Source organism: Sorangium sp. So ce117 (assembly GCF_051524395.1).
In the GTDB taxonomy this organism is placed as follows: Bacteria; Myxococcota_A; Polyangia; order Polyangiales; family Polyangiaceae; genus Sorangium; species Sorangium cellulosum_B.
The window spans coordinates 8,253,883-8,269,184 of the sequence record NZ_CP150309.1 but is presented as its reverse complement, the minus strand read 5'-3'; the positions used below and the strand labels follow the sequence as shown (position 1 = coordinate 8,269,184).

At 72.1% G+C, this 15,302-nt stretch carries 13 protein-coding genes; 10 read left to right on the top strand and 3 right to left on the bottom strand.

The genetic code is table 11. The features are described 5' to 3' along the window. The first annotated feature begins 1 nt into the window (after nt 1). The gene (locus WMF46_RS30845) at nt 2–1,807 is read left to right on the top strand and encodes a hypothetical protein (RefSeq protein WP_437980485.1); all 1,806 of its coding nucleotides are present in this window, start codon (nt 2–4) and stop codon (nt 1,805–1,807) included. 66 nt (nt 1,808–1,873) lie between these two features. Here WMF46_RS30845 and WMF46_RS30840 read toward each other — a convergent pair whose 3' ends face one another. Both WMF46_RS30840 and WMF46_RS30835 read right to left on the bottom strand, forming a co-directional pair. Further along, on the bottom strand, nt 1,874–2,680 hold the full coding sequence (locus WMF46_RS30840) for a helix-turn-helix domain-containing protein (RefSeq protein WP_437980484.1): 807 nt from the start codon (nt 2,678–2,680) through the stop codon (nt 1,874–1,876). 516 nt (nt 2,681–3,196) lie between these two features. Next, entirely contained in the window at nt 3,197–4,885 is a 1,689-nt protein-coding gene (locus WMF46_RS30835; RefSeq protein ID WP_437980483.1) for an acyl-CoA dehydrogenase family protein, read from the bottom strand. A gap of 297 nt (nt 4,886–5,182) precedes the next feature. On the opposite strand from WMF46_RS30835, the gene WMF46_RS30830 reads away from it, so the two are divergent. The 9 genes from WMF46_RS30830 (at nt 5,183) to WMF46_RS30790 (ending at nt 13,120) form a co-directional block, all read left to right on the top strand. Next, nucleotides 5,183–5,662, top strand: coding sequence for an RrF2 family transcriptional regulator (locus WMF46_RS30830; RefSeq protein ID WP_437542645.1), 480 nt, complete (start codon nt 5,183–5,185; stop codon nt 5,660–5,662). A gap of 9 nt (nt 5,663–5,671) precedes the next feature. Beyond that, entirely contained in the window at nt 5,672–6,733 is a 1,062-nt protein-coding gene (gene cysK, locus WMF46_RS30825) for a cysteine synthase A (RefSeq protein WP_437980482.1), read from the top strand. After that, nucleotides 6,730–7,695: a HesA/MoeB/ThiF family protein gene (locus tag WMF46_RS30820; protein ID WP_437980481.1), complete on the top strand. Its 966-nt coding sequence runs from the start codon at nt 6,730–6,732 to the stop codon at nt 7,693–7,695. Before cysK ends, WMF46_RS30820 begins: the two co-directional genes overlap by 4 nt. Further along, on the top strand, nt 7,688–7,966 hold the full coding sequence (locus WMF46_RS30815) for a MoaD/ThiS family protein (protein ID WP_437303463.1): 279 nt from the start codon (nt 7,688–7,690) through the stop codon (nt 7,964–7,966). Before WMF46_RS30820 ends, WMF46_RS30815 begins: the two co-directional genes overlap by 8 nt. Nucleotide 7,967: 1 nt before the next feature. Continuing rightward, nucleotides 7,968–8,318: a thiamine biosynthesis protein ThiF gene (locus tag WMF46_RS30810; RefSeq protein WP_012238382.1), complete on the top strand. Its 351-nt coding sequence runs from the start codon at nt 7,968–7,970 to the stop codon at nt 8,316–8,318. Continuing rightward, a complete protein-coding gene (locus WMF46_RS30805) occupies nt 8,315–9,265 on the top strand; it encodes a PLP-dependent cysteine synthase family protein (protein ID WP_437980480.1) in 951 nt (316 codons plus the stop codon). Before WMF46_RS30810 ends, WMF46_RS30805 begins: the two co-directional genes overlap by 4 nt. Next, nucleotides 9,259–9,831: a Mov34/MPN/PAD-1 family protein gene (locus WMF46_RS30800; RefSeq protein ID WP_437980479.1), complete on the top strand. Its 573-nt coding sequence runs from the start codon at nt 9,259–9,261 to the stop codon at nt 9,829–9,831. The genes WMF46_RS30805 and WMF46_RS30800 overlap by 7 nt, the downstream gene beginning before the upstream one ends. A gap of 129 nt (nt 9,832–9,960) precedes the next feature. Continuing rightward, on the top strand, nt 9,961–11,706 hold the full coding sequence (sat, locus tag WMF46_RS30795) for a sulfate adenylyltransferase (RefSeq protein WP_437980478.1): 1,746 nt from the start codon (nt 9,961–9,963) through the stop codon (nt 11,704–11,706). 52 nt (nt 11,707–11,758) lie between these two features. Next, nucleotides 11,759–13,120 (top strand): hypothetical protein, encoded by a 1,362-nt coding sequence (locus tag WMF46_RS30790; RefSeq protein ID WP_437980477.1) that lies wholly within the window; start codon nt 11,759–11,761, stop codon nt 13,118–13,120. Between the two features lie 7 nt (nt 13,121–13,127). Here WMF46_RS30790 and WMF46_RS30785 read toward each other — a convergent pair whose 3' ends face one another. Continuing rightward, on the bottom strand, nt 13,128–15,101 hold the full coding sequence (locus WMF46_RS30785) for a serine/threonine protein kinase (RefSeq protein ID WP_437980476.1): 1,974 nt from the start codon (nt 15,099–15,101) through the stop codon (nt 13,128–13,130). Nucleotides 15,102–15,302 lie beyond the last annotated feature (201 nt).

The following is a 15,302-nucleotide window of genomic DNA, read 5'->3' as shown; positions in this document are numbered from 1 at the left end:
CATGCACCGAAGCGCGCTCCTCGCCCCTGCTGCCTCCGCGGCCTTGCTGTTCACGCTCGCGCCGCCGGCGCTAGGCCAGCCGCAGCCGCCGCCAGCGCCGGCGGCGCCGAGCTCGGACCAGGCCGCGCCGCCCCCGGCGCCCGACGCGCCAGGCTCGGACCAGGCCGCGCCGGCCCCGGCGCCCGACGCGCCGCCTCCGATCTCGCAGCCCGCGCCCGCGCCCGTCGTCCCCACCCTCTCGCGGCTCGAACCCTACCTCCCCCCAGCGGCCACCGAGCCGCCCGTCCGCGCGGGGGACGCGATGGACACGCGCCTCACATGGACGCTCGGCGACGACGACCTGCTCCACGACACGGGCCAGGCGCAGCCGCTCTCGCCCAACCTCAGCGTCGGCGATCGGAAGCAATACCGGCTCTTCTTCGACAACCTCAACTCCCGCTTCAGCGGGCGCGAGAACCTGACGCACCTCGCGCTCTACAAGAGGATGCCGGGGTTCATCGCGCGGCTGGACACCGAGGCTTCGCTGATCCTACGCATCGATCTCGCCGCGCTGTCCAGGAACAACAACAACCTCAATCAGGCGTTTTACGACGCCGGATCGTTCATTCGCGCCTTCTATCACATAGGCGGCAGGGCAGAGGGGAAGACCGGCGTCGGTGTCACGCTCTGGCCCATCGACACGGACCGGTTTCGTCTCGGCTACCTCTACGAGATCTCGTGGGGCGGGACGAACGCCTCCATCAACCAGTCCATCTTCCCGCGCATCATCGGACCCGCGCCCGGCGCGAAGGTCCAGCTCGATGCCGACCGGTTCAGCGTGTACGCGGGGTTCAAGATCGCGAGCCTCACCCAGGTCCAGAAGGTGCTCACCCCCGGCACGAGCGAGACCGAGGAGGTCCGGATCGCTCAGACCAACTACGGATTTCTCCTTGGCGGGGAAGCCGATCTCCACCCCTGCGTTCACGTCGACCTAGGCGCCGGCTACTTCCAGCAGGGCCGCTTCGACTTGCCCGACGTCGCCGGCGACCCGGTCTACACCTACGGCGCCTCGGCCCGGATCGTCGCGCACGCCAGGGACGAGCCCATCCCGCAGTCGATCGAGTTCCTCCTCTATCGCAACGATCCCAACAAGCCGCAGATCCTCTTCAAGCCCGAGGCGTACGCGCCGGGCAAGACGACATGGGCGGTGATCCTCGAGGCGACGAACCTCTTTCAGAACCTCAAGGACTTCGAATCTGCCGGCGCCACCACGCACCAGCCGGCACGCGCCGGCGCCCTCCAGGCGGTCGTCAAGTCCGGATACGCGCGCGCGAGCGTCACGGGCGTCTACCGCGACCTGCCGTTCGTGCTGCGCAACCAGCCGAGCTTCATCCCCTTCCAGACGATCCCGAAGACCGCCCAGACCTCGACGGCCGACGAGCTGTTCTTCGCGCTCGCGGCCGATTACCACCTCGCGTCCGCGCGGCTCACGCCCGGCCTCGGCGTGGGCCTGCAGTTCCCCGCCGCGTTCAGGACGATGTCCATCGACGCCATGAGCGCGGTGATCGCGCGCACGTCCGTCGTCCGAGAGCAGGGCAATGTGTCGATCCTCCCCTTCAACACCTCCGCCGTCCCGATCTTCCAGCTCCGCGCGAGCCTCAAGTGGGATATCAGCAAAATCCTCTCGGCCGTCGCGTGGGCTCAATATGTGCGTGACAACAACGGCACGTTCATGGAGCGCGATCCCTCCGAGGGCACCGTGGCCCTGCGCACCTTCGTGAACCCCGACTTCTTCGGCCTCGGCACGACCTTCCAGGCCCGCTTCTGATCCGGCGACCGCGCCGCGCGCTCACCGCGCGCTCACCGCGCGCCCGCGACGCGCGCTCGCCCGCGCTCATCGCGGCTGGAAGTCCTTGAACGCCGCCACAGCCCGCGGCGACGTGCTCACGGTCTCCACGATGCGGAAGCCGCCGCGCAGGTAGAAGCCCTCGAAGTGCAGCACGCTCTCGCCCTCGGCGGGCTCGATCTCCCAGTAGCGCGAGCGGTCCTTCGACGTCCCGAGCACCGCGATCCGCCGCCACCCCGCCGGGATCATCCCCGTCCACTCGGGGCCGCGCTTCTCCGACAGCTCGAAGTCGTCGCGGCTGTGCTTCACCCGGAAGCTCGCGTCCGGCCCCGAGCCGATGCGCGCGTCGAGCGTGGCCCCGGGCGGTCCCTTCGCCATCTGGTCCTGGCGCCGCGGCCCCCGCTTGCTCACCCGGTAGCCCGCCACCGACTGCGGATCGAGGTAGTAGGTGCCCCCTTCCTTGCTCGCGCGCAGCCGCCCCGCGTAGATCGCCTGGCGCACCGCGCTCTCGGAGATGCCGAGCTGGTGCGCGGCGTCCGGCACCGTCATCGTGAACCGCGTCCGCGGCGTGACGACCGCTGAATCGGGCGGCAGCCGCTTCCGCGCCACGCAGTCGAGCATCACGTGGAAGGCCGGGTCGCGGTACACGTCGGCGGTCGCGACGCTCCGGCCCGCGACGGCGGTGGTGTCCAGCAACGGGTTCTCCGGGCCGAGCACGAGATCGAGCAGCTCTGCATCGGACACCGACGGATCCCTGGCCGCCGCCAGGACCCGGGACAGAAAGGCGCCCAGCTCGCCCGCCGGCGTCGGGAACTCGACCGTCTCGCCGGACAGCAGCGTGTATTGCGTCTTCATCTCGCCTCTTCGCAGCTCGCAGCTCGCAGCTCGTCGTGTGCGCTCGCCCACGCCGCGCGCCGCACGCGTGCCCGGGCCCACGCGAGCCCGATCCATCCGTCCAGGAGGCGGACGAAGTCCCACGCACGCGCCGGAGGCGCGCGCAGGCGGATCTCACCCCACCGGGGACGCCGCGCCGGCGGAGCCCGCCTCGATGGACGAGCCCGCCCGCACGTCGCCCGCGTCGGGCACGCGTTCAGCGCCGCAGCTACGCATTACTGTAAGCCCGTTCAGGTTGTCCCGTCTAGTGCCTTTGCACGCCGCTAGGACAAATGCCGTCCGCTTCCAGGACGGCCGTGCGTCCACAACCTTCCGAAATCAAACATTAATTCTGTATGATCAGAACGAGGCGCGACCACGGAAATATCGTCGAGGGTCGCGGACGGGGCGCAGATCGCAGCGCCACGCCCGCCTCGCACCGTCGCCGCGCCCGGGTTGCCGGAGGGATCTGTTCAGTGGGTGAGCCCCACCTTTTGTTCAGGTGTCGGGCCGCTGTCGCGTCTCGGCGAGGGCCTCGATCGTGTCGCGATCGTGGTCCCGGATGCAGTCGACGCCGTTGCGCTCGAACTGGATGGCGGCGGCCAGCGCGGTCCGGCTTCGCTCGCGGTCCATGGCCCACGCGGCGTGTCGCACCAGCAGGGCGAGCTGCAGCGCCCGGCCCAGGGTGATCGCGACCCGGCGGGCGCCCGCCTCGAGGCCGGGGCGGTCGGCGGCGGCCATCTCCTTGATCCACGCGCGGGCGTGGGACACCGCGCGCGACGCGGACGTCTCGGCGTCGGCGAGCTTCGGCTCGACGACGCCGGTCAGGAGGCGCGCGACCTCGGCCGCGAGGATGTCGAGCGAGCCGTCCTTCAGGATCACCCGCAGCGCGTCGAGGGCGAGCACGTTCGTCGTGCCCTCCCAGATCGTGAGGACCTGCGCGTCCCGGAGCAGGCGCGGCAGCCCCGTGTCCTCGACGTAGCCGGCCCCGCCGAACGCCTCGAGCACCTCGCTCAGCACCGACACCGCCTGCTTGGCGGTCGTGAGCTTCGCGAGCGGGATGATCAGCCGCAGCAGCTTCGCCTCCGAGTCGGTGAGCGAGCCCGTCTCCTCGCGCCCGAGCAGCTCGATCGCGCGGAAGGTCAGGTGGAAGGCGCCCTCGAACTCGGCCTGGAGCTCGGCGAGCGTGTCCATGTGCAGCGGCTTCTCCGCCAGCGTCGTGCCGAACTGGACTCGGCTCTGGGCGTACGAGCGCGCCAGCGCGAGCCCCCGGCGCATCCCGGCGATGGCGCCGATCGCGTTCCAGGTGCGCGTCACGTTGAGCATCGGCGCGATCGCCCGGACGCCGTTCGACAGGCCCGCCACCGGCGTGGCGAGGACGCCGTCGAGCGTGAGCTCGGCGGTCGGCACCTTGCGGGTGCCGAGCTTGTCCTTCAGCCGGTTGATCAGCACGCCCTCGCGGCGCCCCGCCTCGCCCGCGAGCTCCACGTAGAAGAGCGCGAGCCCGCGGCTGCCCTCCGGGTTGCCCTCGGGGCGCGCGAGCGTGAGCGCCATCTCCGACGTTGTCGACGAGGCGAACCACTTCGTCCCGTGCAGCCGGTAGGCCCCGTCGGGGCCGAGGCGCGCCGCCGTCTCGCTCCGCCCCACGTCCGAGCCGCCGGTGCGCTCGGTCATCCACTGGCCCGAGGTCCACGCGGCGGCGGGGTCGCGGCTTGTGAGCCGGGGCACCGCGCGGTCGATGAGCGCGCGGTTCTCGCTCGCGAGGAGCGTCCGCGCTGCGCCGTCGGTCATCGCGAGCGGGCACGTGTACACGTCGCTCGACGCGTCGAAGAGGTACGCCAGCGCGAACTGATGGACGCGCGAGAACGCGCCGTGCGCCCGCTCGTAGGCCGTGGCGACGACCCCGCGCTCGCACGCGATCCGGGCCGCCTCCTTCCAGAGCTCGGTCACCTCGACGTGGTCGATGCGCCTGCCCCAGGCGTCCCACGACGTGAGCTTCGGCTCGTTCGCGCGATCGGCGAGCTGCAGCTGGTACAGGCGGCCGCCGGCGAGCTCGCCCATCTCCCGCAGCGAAGGCGTTATCGACGCGGCCACCTCGCGCGGCAGGGCCCTCGCGAGGTAGGACCGCAGCACGCGGTCATCGTCGTACTGGTTCCCGAGTGTGGGGGGGTCTTGATAGAAAGCCACCGGCCGACTCCTAGGTTGGTGCGCCGCAACCCGAACCGTGCGACGCCCGCGCGCCGATCACGTTCCGCGCGCCCCTCCGGGCACGCGCGGCGACTCGCAGCCTCGATAGAGCTCGAAGCTACTGAACCCGTCCCACCCGGTTCAACAGGAAGCCGGAGGCTGCGTCGCGCCGACGCGGCGAACGGTGAACCTCTGCTGGTAATTTCGCCGCGACGCCCGGTTTTTGTGGGCTGTTCGGGTGCTGTGTCGCACGGAAAGAAGCGGAAGTCGCTGAATGTGCAGTTCTTGACTTCTCCGATGTACCAATGCATATGGCTGGCGGTGAAGCTCTCGAACAAGGGTCGCTACGGTGTGCGCGCATTGTTCGATATCGCATTCCACAACGACGGGCGGCCGACCCAGATCCGCGAGATCTCCGAGCGGGAGCTCATCCCGGCGCGCTTCCTGGAGCAGATCTTCCAGGACCTGAAGAAGGCCGGGCTCATCAGCTCGAAGCGGGGGCCGCGCGGCGGCTATCACCTGGCGCGGCCCGCGAGCGAGATCAGCCTGGGCGACGTCGTCCGCGCCCTGGAGGGGCCAGTCGCCGTGATCGCGCCGGATGACGACGGCCGGCCGGGGGGCTCGCCGCTCGACCCGCCCACGGCCGTGTTCCACGATCTGGCGCTCGCCATCGAGCGCTGCTTCGACTCGGTGTCGATCGCCGACGTCTGCGAGCGCGGCGTCGAGCTCGGCGTGCACCGCAAGGGGCGGCCGGAGCGCTCGACCTACGTGATCTGAGCCGACACCATGAGCAGCCCCGAACGATCCGCACACTCCACCGGCGCCCCCCGCCCACCCGCGGAACCCGCGGACGGCGCAGCGCAGCTCCCGCCGCTCCCGTCGCACCCGCGCGTCGTCGACAGCCTCCTCGACCTCGTGGGCGACACGCCGCTCTTCGAGATCCGCCGCGTCGACGCGGCGACGCCCCGGGGGCGCGTCTTCGGGAAGGCCGAGCAGCACAACCCGGGCGGCTCGCTGAAGGACCGGATCTGCCTGGCGATGATCGAGGGCGCCGAGGCGCGCGGGCTGCTCGGCGCGGGCGGCGTGGTCATCGAGCCCACGTCGGGGAACACAGGGATCGGGCTCGCGATCGTGTGCGCGGCGAAGGGGTACCGCTGCATCCTGACGATGCCGGCGAGCATGAGCCTGGAGCGGCGCCAGCTGCTCGAGGCCTACGGCGCGGAGGTCGTCCTGACCGAGCCCGAGGCGCAGATGGAGGGGGCCATCGCGCGGGCGCGCGAGCTCGCGGCGGACATCCCGGGGGCGCTCATCCTCAGCCAGTTCGACAACCCCGACAACCCGCGCGTCCACGCGGAGACGACCGCGCGGGAGATCCTGCACGCGATGGCCGGCCTCGACGCGCCGGGGCGGCCCGGTCCCCGGCAGTCGCTGACGATCGACGCCTTCGTCGCCGGCGTGGGGACGGGCGGGTCGGTGAGCGGCGTCGGGCGGGTGCTCAAGCGGGTGCGCGCGGCGACGCGCGTCATCGCTGTCGAGCCCGAGTCGTGCGCGACGATCTCGCGCGGCGAGCGCGGGCCCACCAAGATCCAGGGGCTCGCCGCCGGGTTCGTCCCCGCGAATTACGATCCGGGCGTGGTGGACGAGGTGCGGACGGTCAGCGATCGCGCCGCGTACGAGACGAAGGTGGCGCTGGCCCGGCAGGAGGGGCTGCTCGTCGGCATCAGCGCCGGCGCGGCGGTGCGCGTCGCGCTCGACGTCGCCCGCGAGCTCGGCCCCGACGCCAACGTGGTGACCGTCCTCTGCGACACCGGCGAGCGCTACTTCAGCCTGGACGAGTATTTCCGATGAGCGGCGGCGAGGCGATCCGGGGGTGCGTCCTCGTCGTCGGGGCGGGGGGGATCGCCGCGCCGGCCGCGCTCGCGCTCGCCGCCGCCGGGGTTCGGGAGCTCCGGGTCGCGGACGACGACCAGGTCGAGCTGACGAACCTGCATCGTCAGATCCTGTTCGACGGCGACGACGTCGGGCGGCCGAAGCTCGATGCGTTCGCGGAGGCGCTGCGCAGCCGCTTCCCCGGGCTCCGCGTCGATCGTCGTTACGGCCGCTTCACGCCGAGCGCGGCGGCGGGGTTGATGCCGGGCGTCTCCTTGGTGGTCGACGCGACCGACAACTTCGCGTCGCGGTTCCTGATCGCCGACGTGTGCCGCCTCACGAGGACGCCGGTGGTCCATGCCGCCGCGATCCGCTGGCGCGCGACGGTGATGGCGGTCGCGGGGGAGGGGGCGCCCTGCTACCGCTGCCTGTTCGAGGACCTGCCGACCGGGGACGCGCCGGATTGCGCCACGGCCGGGGTGGCTGGCCCGGTGTGCGGCGTGGCCGGCGCGATCGCGGCGGATCGCGCGCTGGCGATCCTCGCGGGCGACGCGTCGATCTTCGGCCGGATCGCGACGTACGACGGCCTCACGGACACGCTGCGCAGCGTCCCTGTCTCCGCGCGGCCCGCCTGCGACCTGTGCGGATCGCGCGCCGCGATCGCGACGATCGACGCGTCCCGCTACGTCGTCGCGTGCGCTGCCGCGAGCGGATCCTCGACCCCTGCTGAAAAGGACCGCGAAGGCGGATCCCCGACCCACGTTGAAGGGGACCGCGAAGGCGGATCCCCGACCCACGTTGAAGGGGACCGCGAAGGCGGATCCCCGACCCACGTTGAAGGGGACCGCGAAGGCGGATCCCCGACCCACGTTGACGCTGAAAACGACCGCGAGAGCGGATCCTCGACCCACCTCAAGACTGGAGAGCAAGACCATGGCTGACACCGCGACCGTCCGCATCCCGACCCCGCTCCGCACGCTCACCGGAGGGCAGGACGAGGTCAAAGCCGCCGGCGGCACCGTCGGCGAGCTGATCGAGAACCTCGAGAAGAGCTACCCCGGCATCCGCGACCGACTCCTCGACGACAAGGGCGTGCGGCGCTTCGTGAACATCTTCGTAGGCGACGAGGACATCCGCTTCCTCGACGGGCTGAAGACGCCCGTGAAGGGCGGTGACCAGGTGGCAATCGTGCCCGCGATCGCCGGGGGCTGAGGTGGACGACCCGCGCTATCTCCGCCAGGTGTTGCTCGCGGAGATCGGTCCAGAGGGACAGGCGAGGCTCGGGGCGGCGACGGCGCGCGTGCTCGGCGGCGGCAGCGACGCGCCGCCGCTCGCGCACGAGGTGGCGGAGCGCTACGCGCGCGGCGCCGGCTTCGGCGCGCTCGCGGACGGCGCGATCGACCTCGCCGCGCTCGCGCCCGCGGACCTCGTCGCCTCGCCCGCCGCGCGCGCCGTGCTCGCCGGCGCGCGCGCGGCCCTCGCCGAGATGCGCGCCGCGCTGGCGCTGGGCAGCGCCGCGGGGAGCGCGGGGCAGGGGAGCGCGGGGGAGGTCGACCCGTCATGAGGCACTCGCTCGCCCGCTCCCGCCGCCTGGGGTCGGTCGTCGACGCCGTGGGCGACACGCCGCTCTTGCGCCTCTCGCGCGTCGGCCGCGACACGCCGTCGGTCGAGGTCTACGCCAAGCTCGAGTTCGCGAACCCCGGCGGCTCGGTGAAGGATCGCGCCGCGCTGCGGATGATGACCCGCGCCGCCGCCGATGGGCGCCTCACCAGCCAGAAGACGCTCATCGACTCGACGAGCGGCAACACCGGGGTCGCCTACTCGCTCTTCGGCGCGGCGATGGGCTTCAAGGTGGCGCTCGTCATGCCGTCGAACGTGTCGAAGGCGCGCAAGGACATCGCGCGCGCGTTCGGCACGGAGCTCATCTTCAGCGACCCGATGGAGGGCTCCGACGGCGCGATCCGCCTCGTGCGCTCGCTGGTCGAGAAGGATCCGGAGCGGTACTTCTACCCGGATCAGTACTCGAACGAGGACAACCCGCTCGCCCACTACCACGGCACGGCGCGCGAGATCCTGGAGGCCGTCGGCGACAGGATCACGCACTTCGTGGCCGGCATCGGCACCAGCGGCACCATCGTCGGGACGAGCCGGCGGCTGCGCGAGCACCACCGCCCGATCCGCTGCGTCGCCGTGGAGCCCACGGAGGCGCTCCACGGGCTGGAGGGGCTCAAGCACCTGCCGAGCTCGCTCGTGCCCGCCATCCACGACGAGGGCGCGTACCACGAGACGATGCGCATCGCGACGGAGGACGGCTGGGACATGTCCGATCGCCTCGCGCGCGAGGAGGCGCTGCACGTGGGGCACTCGGGCGGCGCGGCCGTCTTCGCGGCCTTCGAGATCGCGAAGCGCCTGCACCGCGAACAGCAAGGGGGGTGCGTCGTGGCGATTGTCCCCGACCGGGGCGACCGCTATTTTGCGCCCATGAAATGGGAGAAGCGTTACGTATGGTGATGTCTCCACAGCCGTGGACCGCCGGTGGGGTCGTCCTCAAGGCGAGCGTGCTCAAGGCGGTCGAGGATGAGGCGCTCGCGGGCTACGCGCGCGACGAGGAGGCCTGCGGCTACCTGAAGGGGCCCGCGGCCGAGCCGCTGCTCTGCGACGAGCACGTCCGGATGGACAACATCGCGAACAAGCTTCACGCCATCGATCCGGAGCGGTACTTCCGGACGGCGCGCACGTTCTTCGATTTCAACGGCAAGCGCTTCTCCGACGCTGTCGAGAAGGGCGCCTCGGCGGGGCGCCCGGTGAAGGTGCTCTATCACTCGCACCTCGACGCCGGCGCCTACTTCAGCCCGACGGACGCCGCCATGATGAGCGGCGGCGAGCCGCCGGCCGACGAAGGGGGCCAGATCGTGATGGGGCCCGGGCCGGCGTTCCCGCTCGCGTTCCTCGTCACCAGCGTGCGCGGCGGCTCCGGCGAAGGGCGCCCGGAGGAGGCGCCCCGCATCGCCGAGCACCGCCTCTTCGTGTGGGACGGCGCCGCGTTCGTCGCGTCGACGTTCTCCGTCGTCGATTGAGATCATCGCGCCGGGGCGCGCGTCGACGCGCTCTCGCCCAGCCCTCATCCGCTCGCTGAGGGATCTGCATCCGAGGCCCGGAGAGGCCGAGTCCGTAGTCGTCACTTCATTATCGAAGGAGTTGCCTAAATGTCAGGTTTTGTTGTCTGGTTCACCGGTTTGAGCGGCGCCGGCAAGAGCACGCTCGCGGCGATGCTCTCGGCCGAGCTCCGCGCCCGCTCCGTCCACGTGGAGGTGCTCGACGGCGACGAGGTGCGCACCAACCTCTCGAAGGGCCTCGGGTTCTCGAAGGAGGACCGCGATACGAACATCCGGCGAATCGGATACGTGGCGAAGCTCATCGCCCGGTCGGGCGCGTGTGCGATGACGGCCGCCATCAGCCCTTACAAGGCGATCCGTGACGAGCAGCGGGCCCAGATCCCCCACTTCGTCGAGGTGTTCTGCTCCTGCGAGATCCCCGTGCTCGCCGAGCGCGACGCGAAGGGGCTCTACAAGAAGGCGCTCGCGGGCGAGATCAAGAACTTCACGGGCATCGACGATCCGTACGAGGCGCCCGAGAGCCCCGAGGTGCTCGTCGACACCGGCAAGGAGACGAAGGAGGAGAGCCTCGCCAAGATCCTCGCCAAGCTCGAGGAGCTCGGCTACGTCCCGCGCCGCGGCGCCGCGGTCGCCGTGTCCGGCGCGGCCGCCGCAGGGGCGGCCGCGGGCGGCGCGCGCGGGCTGATCGCGCCGCACGGCGGCGAGCTCGTGAACCGGTGGGTCGAGGGCGCGGCGAAGGCGTCGCTCGCGGAGCGGGCGAAGGGGCTGCCGGTCATCGAGCTCGACGAGCGGACCGAGAGCGACGTCGAGATGATCGCGATCGGGGCGTTCTCCCCGCTGCGCGGCTTCATGAACTCGAAGGACTACCTGCGCGTCGTGCGCGAGATGCGGCTCGAGAGCGGCCTGCCGTGGTCGATGCCGATCACGCTCGCCGTCTCCGAGCAGGCGGCCGAGGCGCTCCGCGTGGGCTCCGAGGCGGCGCTCCGCGCGCGCGACGGCCGCATCGTCGCGGTCATCGAGCTGAGCGACAAGTGGCGGCCGAACAAGGAGATCGAGGCGCAGGAGGTGTTCCGGACGACCGAGACGAAGCACCCGGGCGTCGCGTACCTGATGAGCACGGGCCCCGTGTACGTCGGCGGCGAGATCCGCGTGCTGGAGCGGCCCGTCGACTCGGCGTTCCCGGCGTACGACCGGAGCCCGGCGACGACGCGGGCGTACTTCGCCGAGAAGGGCTGGCGCCGTATCGTCGGGTTCCAGACGCGGAACCCGATCCACAGGGCGCACGAGTTCATCACCAAGATGGCGCTGGAGATCTGCGACGGCCTGATGATCCACCCGCTCGTCGGCGCGACCAAGTCGGACGACATCCCGGCGGACGTGCGGATGCGTTGCTACGAGGAGCTCATCGCGAAGTACTATGTGAAGGACCGCGTGCTCCTCTCGATCTACCCGGCGGCGATGCGCTACGCGGGGCCGCGCGAGGCGATCTTCCACGCGCTGGCGCGCAAGAACTACGGCTGCTCCCACTTCATCGTGGGGCGCGATCACGCCGGCGTCGGCAGCTACTACGGCACGTACGACGCGCAGGAGATCTTCAATGCCTTCAGCCCCGGAGAGCTCGGCATCACCACGCTCAACTTCGAGAACGCGTTCTACTCGACGGTGGTCGGCGCGATGGCCACGGCGAAGACGGCGCCTGGCGACGCGTCGACGCAGGTCAACCTGTCCGGGACGAAGGTGCGCGAGCTGCTCCAGCGCGGCGAGCTGCCGCCGCCGGAGTTCTCCCGTCCGGAGGTCGCGCGCATCCTCATCGAGTCGATGCGCAGCTCGTCGTAGCCTCGGGCGCCTGAGGGCCGCGGCGGTCGGCGCCGCCGAGCGGGGCCGCGCGGTGTCAGACGTCGCGCGCGTGGCGCGCGCCGCGCGCGCGGCGGCCCTCTCGCTCCTCGCCGCGCTCGCCGGCGTCTCCGCGGGGACGCCGGCGCGCGCGGATCTCAGCGACGACGCCGCGCGCGTCGCGCGGATGTGGTCGCTCTCCGGCGCGCGCGTCGCGCGCCTCCCCCCCATCTTCCTCGAGCACGGCCGCGCCCGGGTCGTGGCGGTCGATCCGCCCGCCGGCCCGGCCCGCGTGGCTGGCGCGGCCGGCGCGGCGGCGGACGAGTGTCTCACCGCCGCGTTCCTCGCGCCGCGCACGGCGGAGTTCACGCTCTCTCCCGAGGGGCCGTCGGGCGGCGTCCCCGCCCTCGAGGGCCTCATCCAACAGCTGCGCGGCGCGGAGCCCGAGGACGACCGTCGCGTCCAGAGCATCGCCGGGGTCGCGGCCATCACGCGGTGCGGGGCCGAGCGCGAGGGGCTGCGCCGCGTGGCGATCGAGGTGCTGTCGACGCGCAGCGCGTTCGATGTCGTCGTCGCCGCGTCGAGCGGGCCGCTGGAGCGCGTCGAGGCCATCCTGCCGGAGCGCGCTTCCGGGCCCGTCGCGCCCCGCGGCGACCCCGGGCGGCCCTCCGAGCCGGGGCCGCTCGACGCCCGGGTCGCGCGGGCCGCGCGGCGCGCGCTCGCGGAAGGGGCGCCGCGCGTCGCTCCGACCGACATGCGCGCCTCGTCGATCGGGACGGGGCAGTTCTCGGTCAAGCTCCCCGAGGGCTGCCACCGCCTCGACCTGATGGCCGAGGTCCCGAGCGCCACGTTGCGCCGCGCGACCGACCTCGACGCCGAGGCGCGCGAGGGGACCACGGGCAGGCTGCTCGATCGCGACAGATCCGACGCGCCCGACGCGCGGCTCGATTTCTGTCTCGGCGAGCAGGGGGTCGTCGAGGTGCCTTTCCTCGGGGCCGCGGGGCCGGTGAAGGTCGTGCTGTCCGACGCGCAGTGGCCGATGTCCGCGTTCGTGCCGGGGCACTTCGGCGCGCGCGCCCGGGGCAACCTGGCCGCCGCGCTGCGCCGCCGCCACGCGCCCGCGCCGCGCGCGCAGGCGATCGCCGAGGCGATCGGCGCGCAGGGCGACACGCTCGTCCCGGTCCAGGTCGAGCCGGGCCGCTGCTACTTCGCGGCGGCGGCGCTGGCCCGGGGCGAGCTGCGCGCGCTCCGGATCTCCGTCGAGCTCGGCGACCGCGCCGGGCGCGACGACGCCGGCGAGAACGGCGAGAGCGCCGGCGTGGCGTTCTGCTCCGAGATCGAGGAGAGCGCCGCGCTCCGCGTGTCCGCGCGCGGCGGCTCGCCGGTCTGGGTCGTCGCGGTCTGGCCGATGGACTGACCCCCGCTCACTCCGCGGCGTGGGGGCGCCTCGGGCGGCGGCGCGGGGCCTGCTCCGGGCCTGGGCTGGCCGCGGCGCCGGGCTGGGCCCGCTCCGGCAGCAGCTGGCGGAGCTGCCAGGCCTGCAGGAACGCGCGTCGCTCCGCGGCGCGCAGCGCGTGCTGGTGCTGGCCCATCATGAACGCCGGCACGACCAGCATGAACAGGGTCGTCAGCGTCAGCGCCGTCATCGTCGCGATCTTCGAGTGCTCGACGGCCTGGGGCAGGATGACCATCGCGCCGCCCGCGAACTCGTACGAGCGGGGCAGGACGCCCGAGTACTCGATCCACGCGGCGGCCAGCACCGCGATGCAGCTGGTCACGACGACGGCGACGCGGTAGGCCGTCCGGTACGTGAACGAGTTGCCGTACGTGAGGATGACGAGCAGCATCGGCATGAAGAGCAGCGGGCCGAAGCCGCGCCCGATGCACAGGAAGCTGAGCACGTTGAAGACGAAGCCGGCGTAGGCGTACCACTCCGCGGACGGGCGGTGGACGACGCGCGCGGCGAGGAACTTCATCAGCGCCGCCAGGGCGGTGAAGCCCAGGATGAAGGCGAAGACCTGCCACTCCCGGATGCCCAGCCAGACCGCGGCGACCAGCGTCGCGATCGCCGTCGCGAGCAGCTCGGCGCGCATGCCCGCGCGCAGCTGCAGCCGGTGCCGCGCCGCCGCGGCCGCGTCCAGGTCGGCGAGCACCTCCGCCGGCATCTCGCGCGGCGGCTCGGTCAGGACGCGCCGGAGCGTCTCCAGGGCGCGCTCGTTGGACGGATCGAAGGCGAGCGCCTGGCCGACCTCGCTGAGCAGCGCCTTCCGCGCGCCCTCGGCTTCCTTGCCGCCGGCGAGCGCCTCCGTCACGCGCTCCTCGGCCAGCCCCGCGTGCCGCGCCGCGAGGTCGCGGCGGAGCTCCACGTCCTTGTCGCCGTCGAGGAACCGCTCGACCGCCTCGTAGAGCGCGCGGGCGGACGGGTAGCGCTCGGAGGGCTCGCGCCGCGTCGCCGTCACGCAGATCGCGTCGAGCTCCGGCGGCACCTCGCGCTCGGGCGCGCGCACCGACGCCCGCGCGTCGGCGCCGTGGATGAGCGAGTCGAGCATCTCGGTGCGGTCCTTCTTCGGGTGCAGCGGCTTGAGCGTGAGGAGCTCGAAGAGGATCGCGCCGAGCGAGTAGATGTCGCTGCGCACGTCGAGCGTGTCGACGCACCCCTGCGCCTGCTCCGGCGACATGTACCCGAGGGTCCCGAGCACGTCGCCCGGGATGGTCCGCGTGCTCATGGGATCTTCGCCCATGTCGATCGTCTGGAGCGGCGTGTCGATGAGCTTCGCGACGCCCCAGTCGAGCAGGTACACCTCGCCGAAGTCGCCGAGCATGATGTTGGCGGGCTTGAGGTCGCGGTGGAGCACGCCGCGCGAGTGCGCGAAGTCGACGGCGATGCAGACCGATGAGAAGGCGGTGAGCAGCCTGCGGCGCGAGAAGCTCTGGAGCGCCGTCGGGTCGCCCTCGCGGAGCTCGTTCAAGATCCTCGCCAGCGTGAGGCCCCGGAGGCGCTTCATCGTGAAGTACGCCGAGCCCTTGTTGTCCACGCCGAGGTCGTAGACCGGCACGATCGACGGGTGCTCGAGCTGGCCCTGCACCCGGGCCTCGCGGAGGAACCGGTGGCGCAGCGTCGTGTCGCCCTGGTGCTCGGCGCGGATGACCTTCATGGCCACGTCGCGGCCGATGCGGCGGTCCCTGCAGAAGTGGACCTCGCCCATCCCCCCGACGCCGAGCAGCGACCGCATCTCGTAGCGGGGGCCATCGCTCGACAGATCCGCGAGCTCCGCGCGGGCGCGGCCGAGGCTCACGGGGGTGGGGCTCTGGCCGTGCGAATCTCCGCCCTTCCCGCGAGATTTTCGCATCTCGGGGAGCTGCTCGAGCGTCTCGAAGTCGTCGTCGAACAGGGCCATGGCGTCCGGGAAGCCAGGCTCGGTCGCGCCGTGCCAGAAATACCCACACCGGCAGGGCTCCGCGTGGCGACCCTCGACCGCCTCGACGGACGGCAGCGAGCGGCGTTGCGGAGTGCTGGGCTTCCTCGGACGAGAAAATCTCGTATCGGGTGGTCATGTCAACGGGATGCTGCGTCCGTAGAAGACGGCCGACGCGCAATG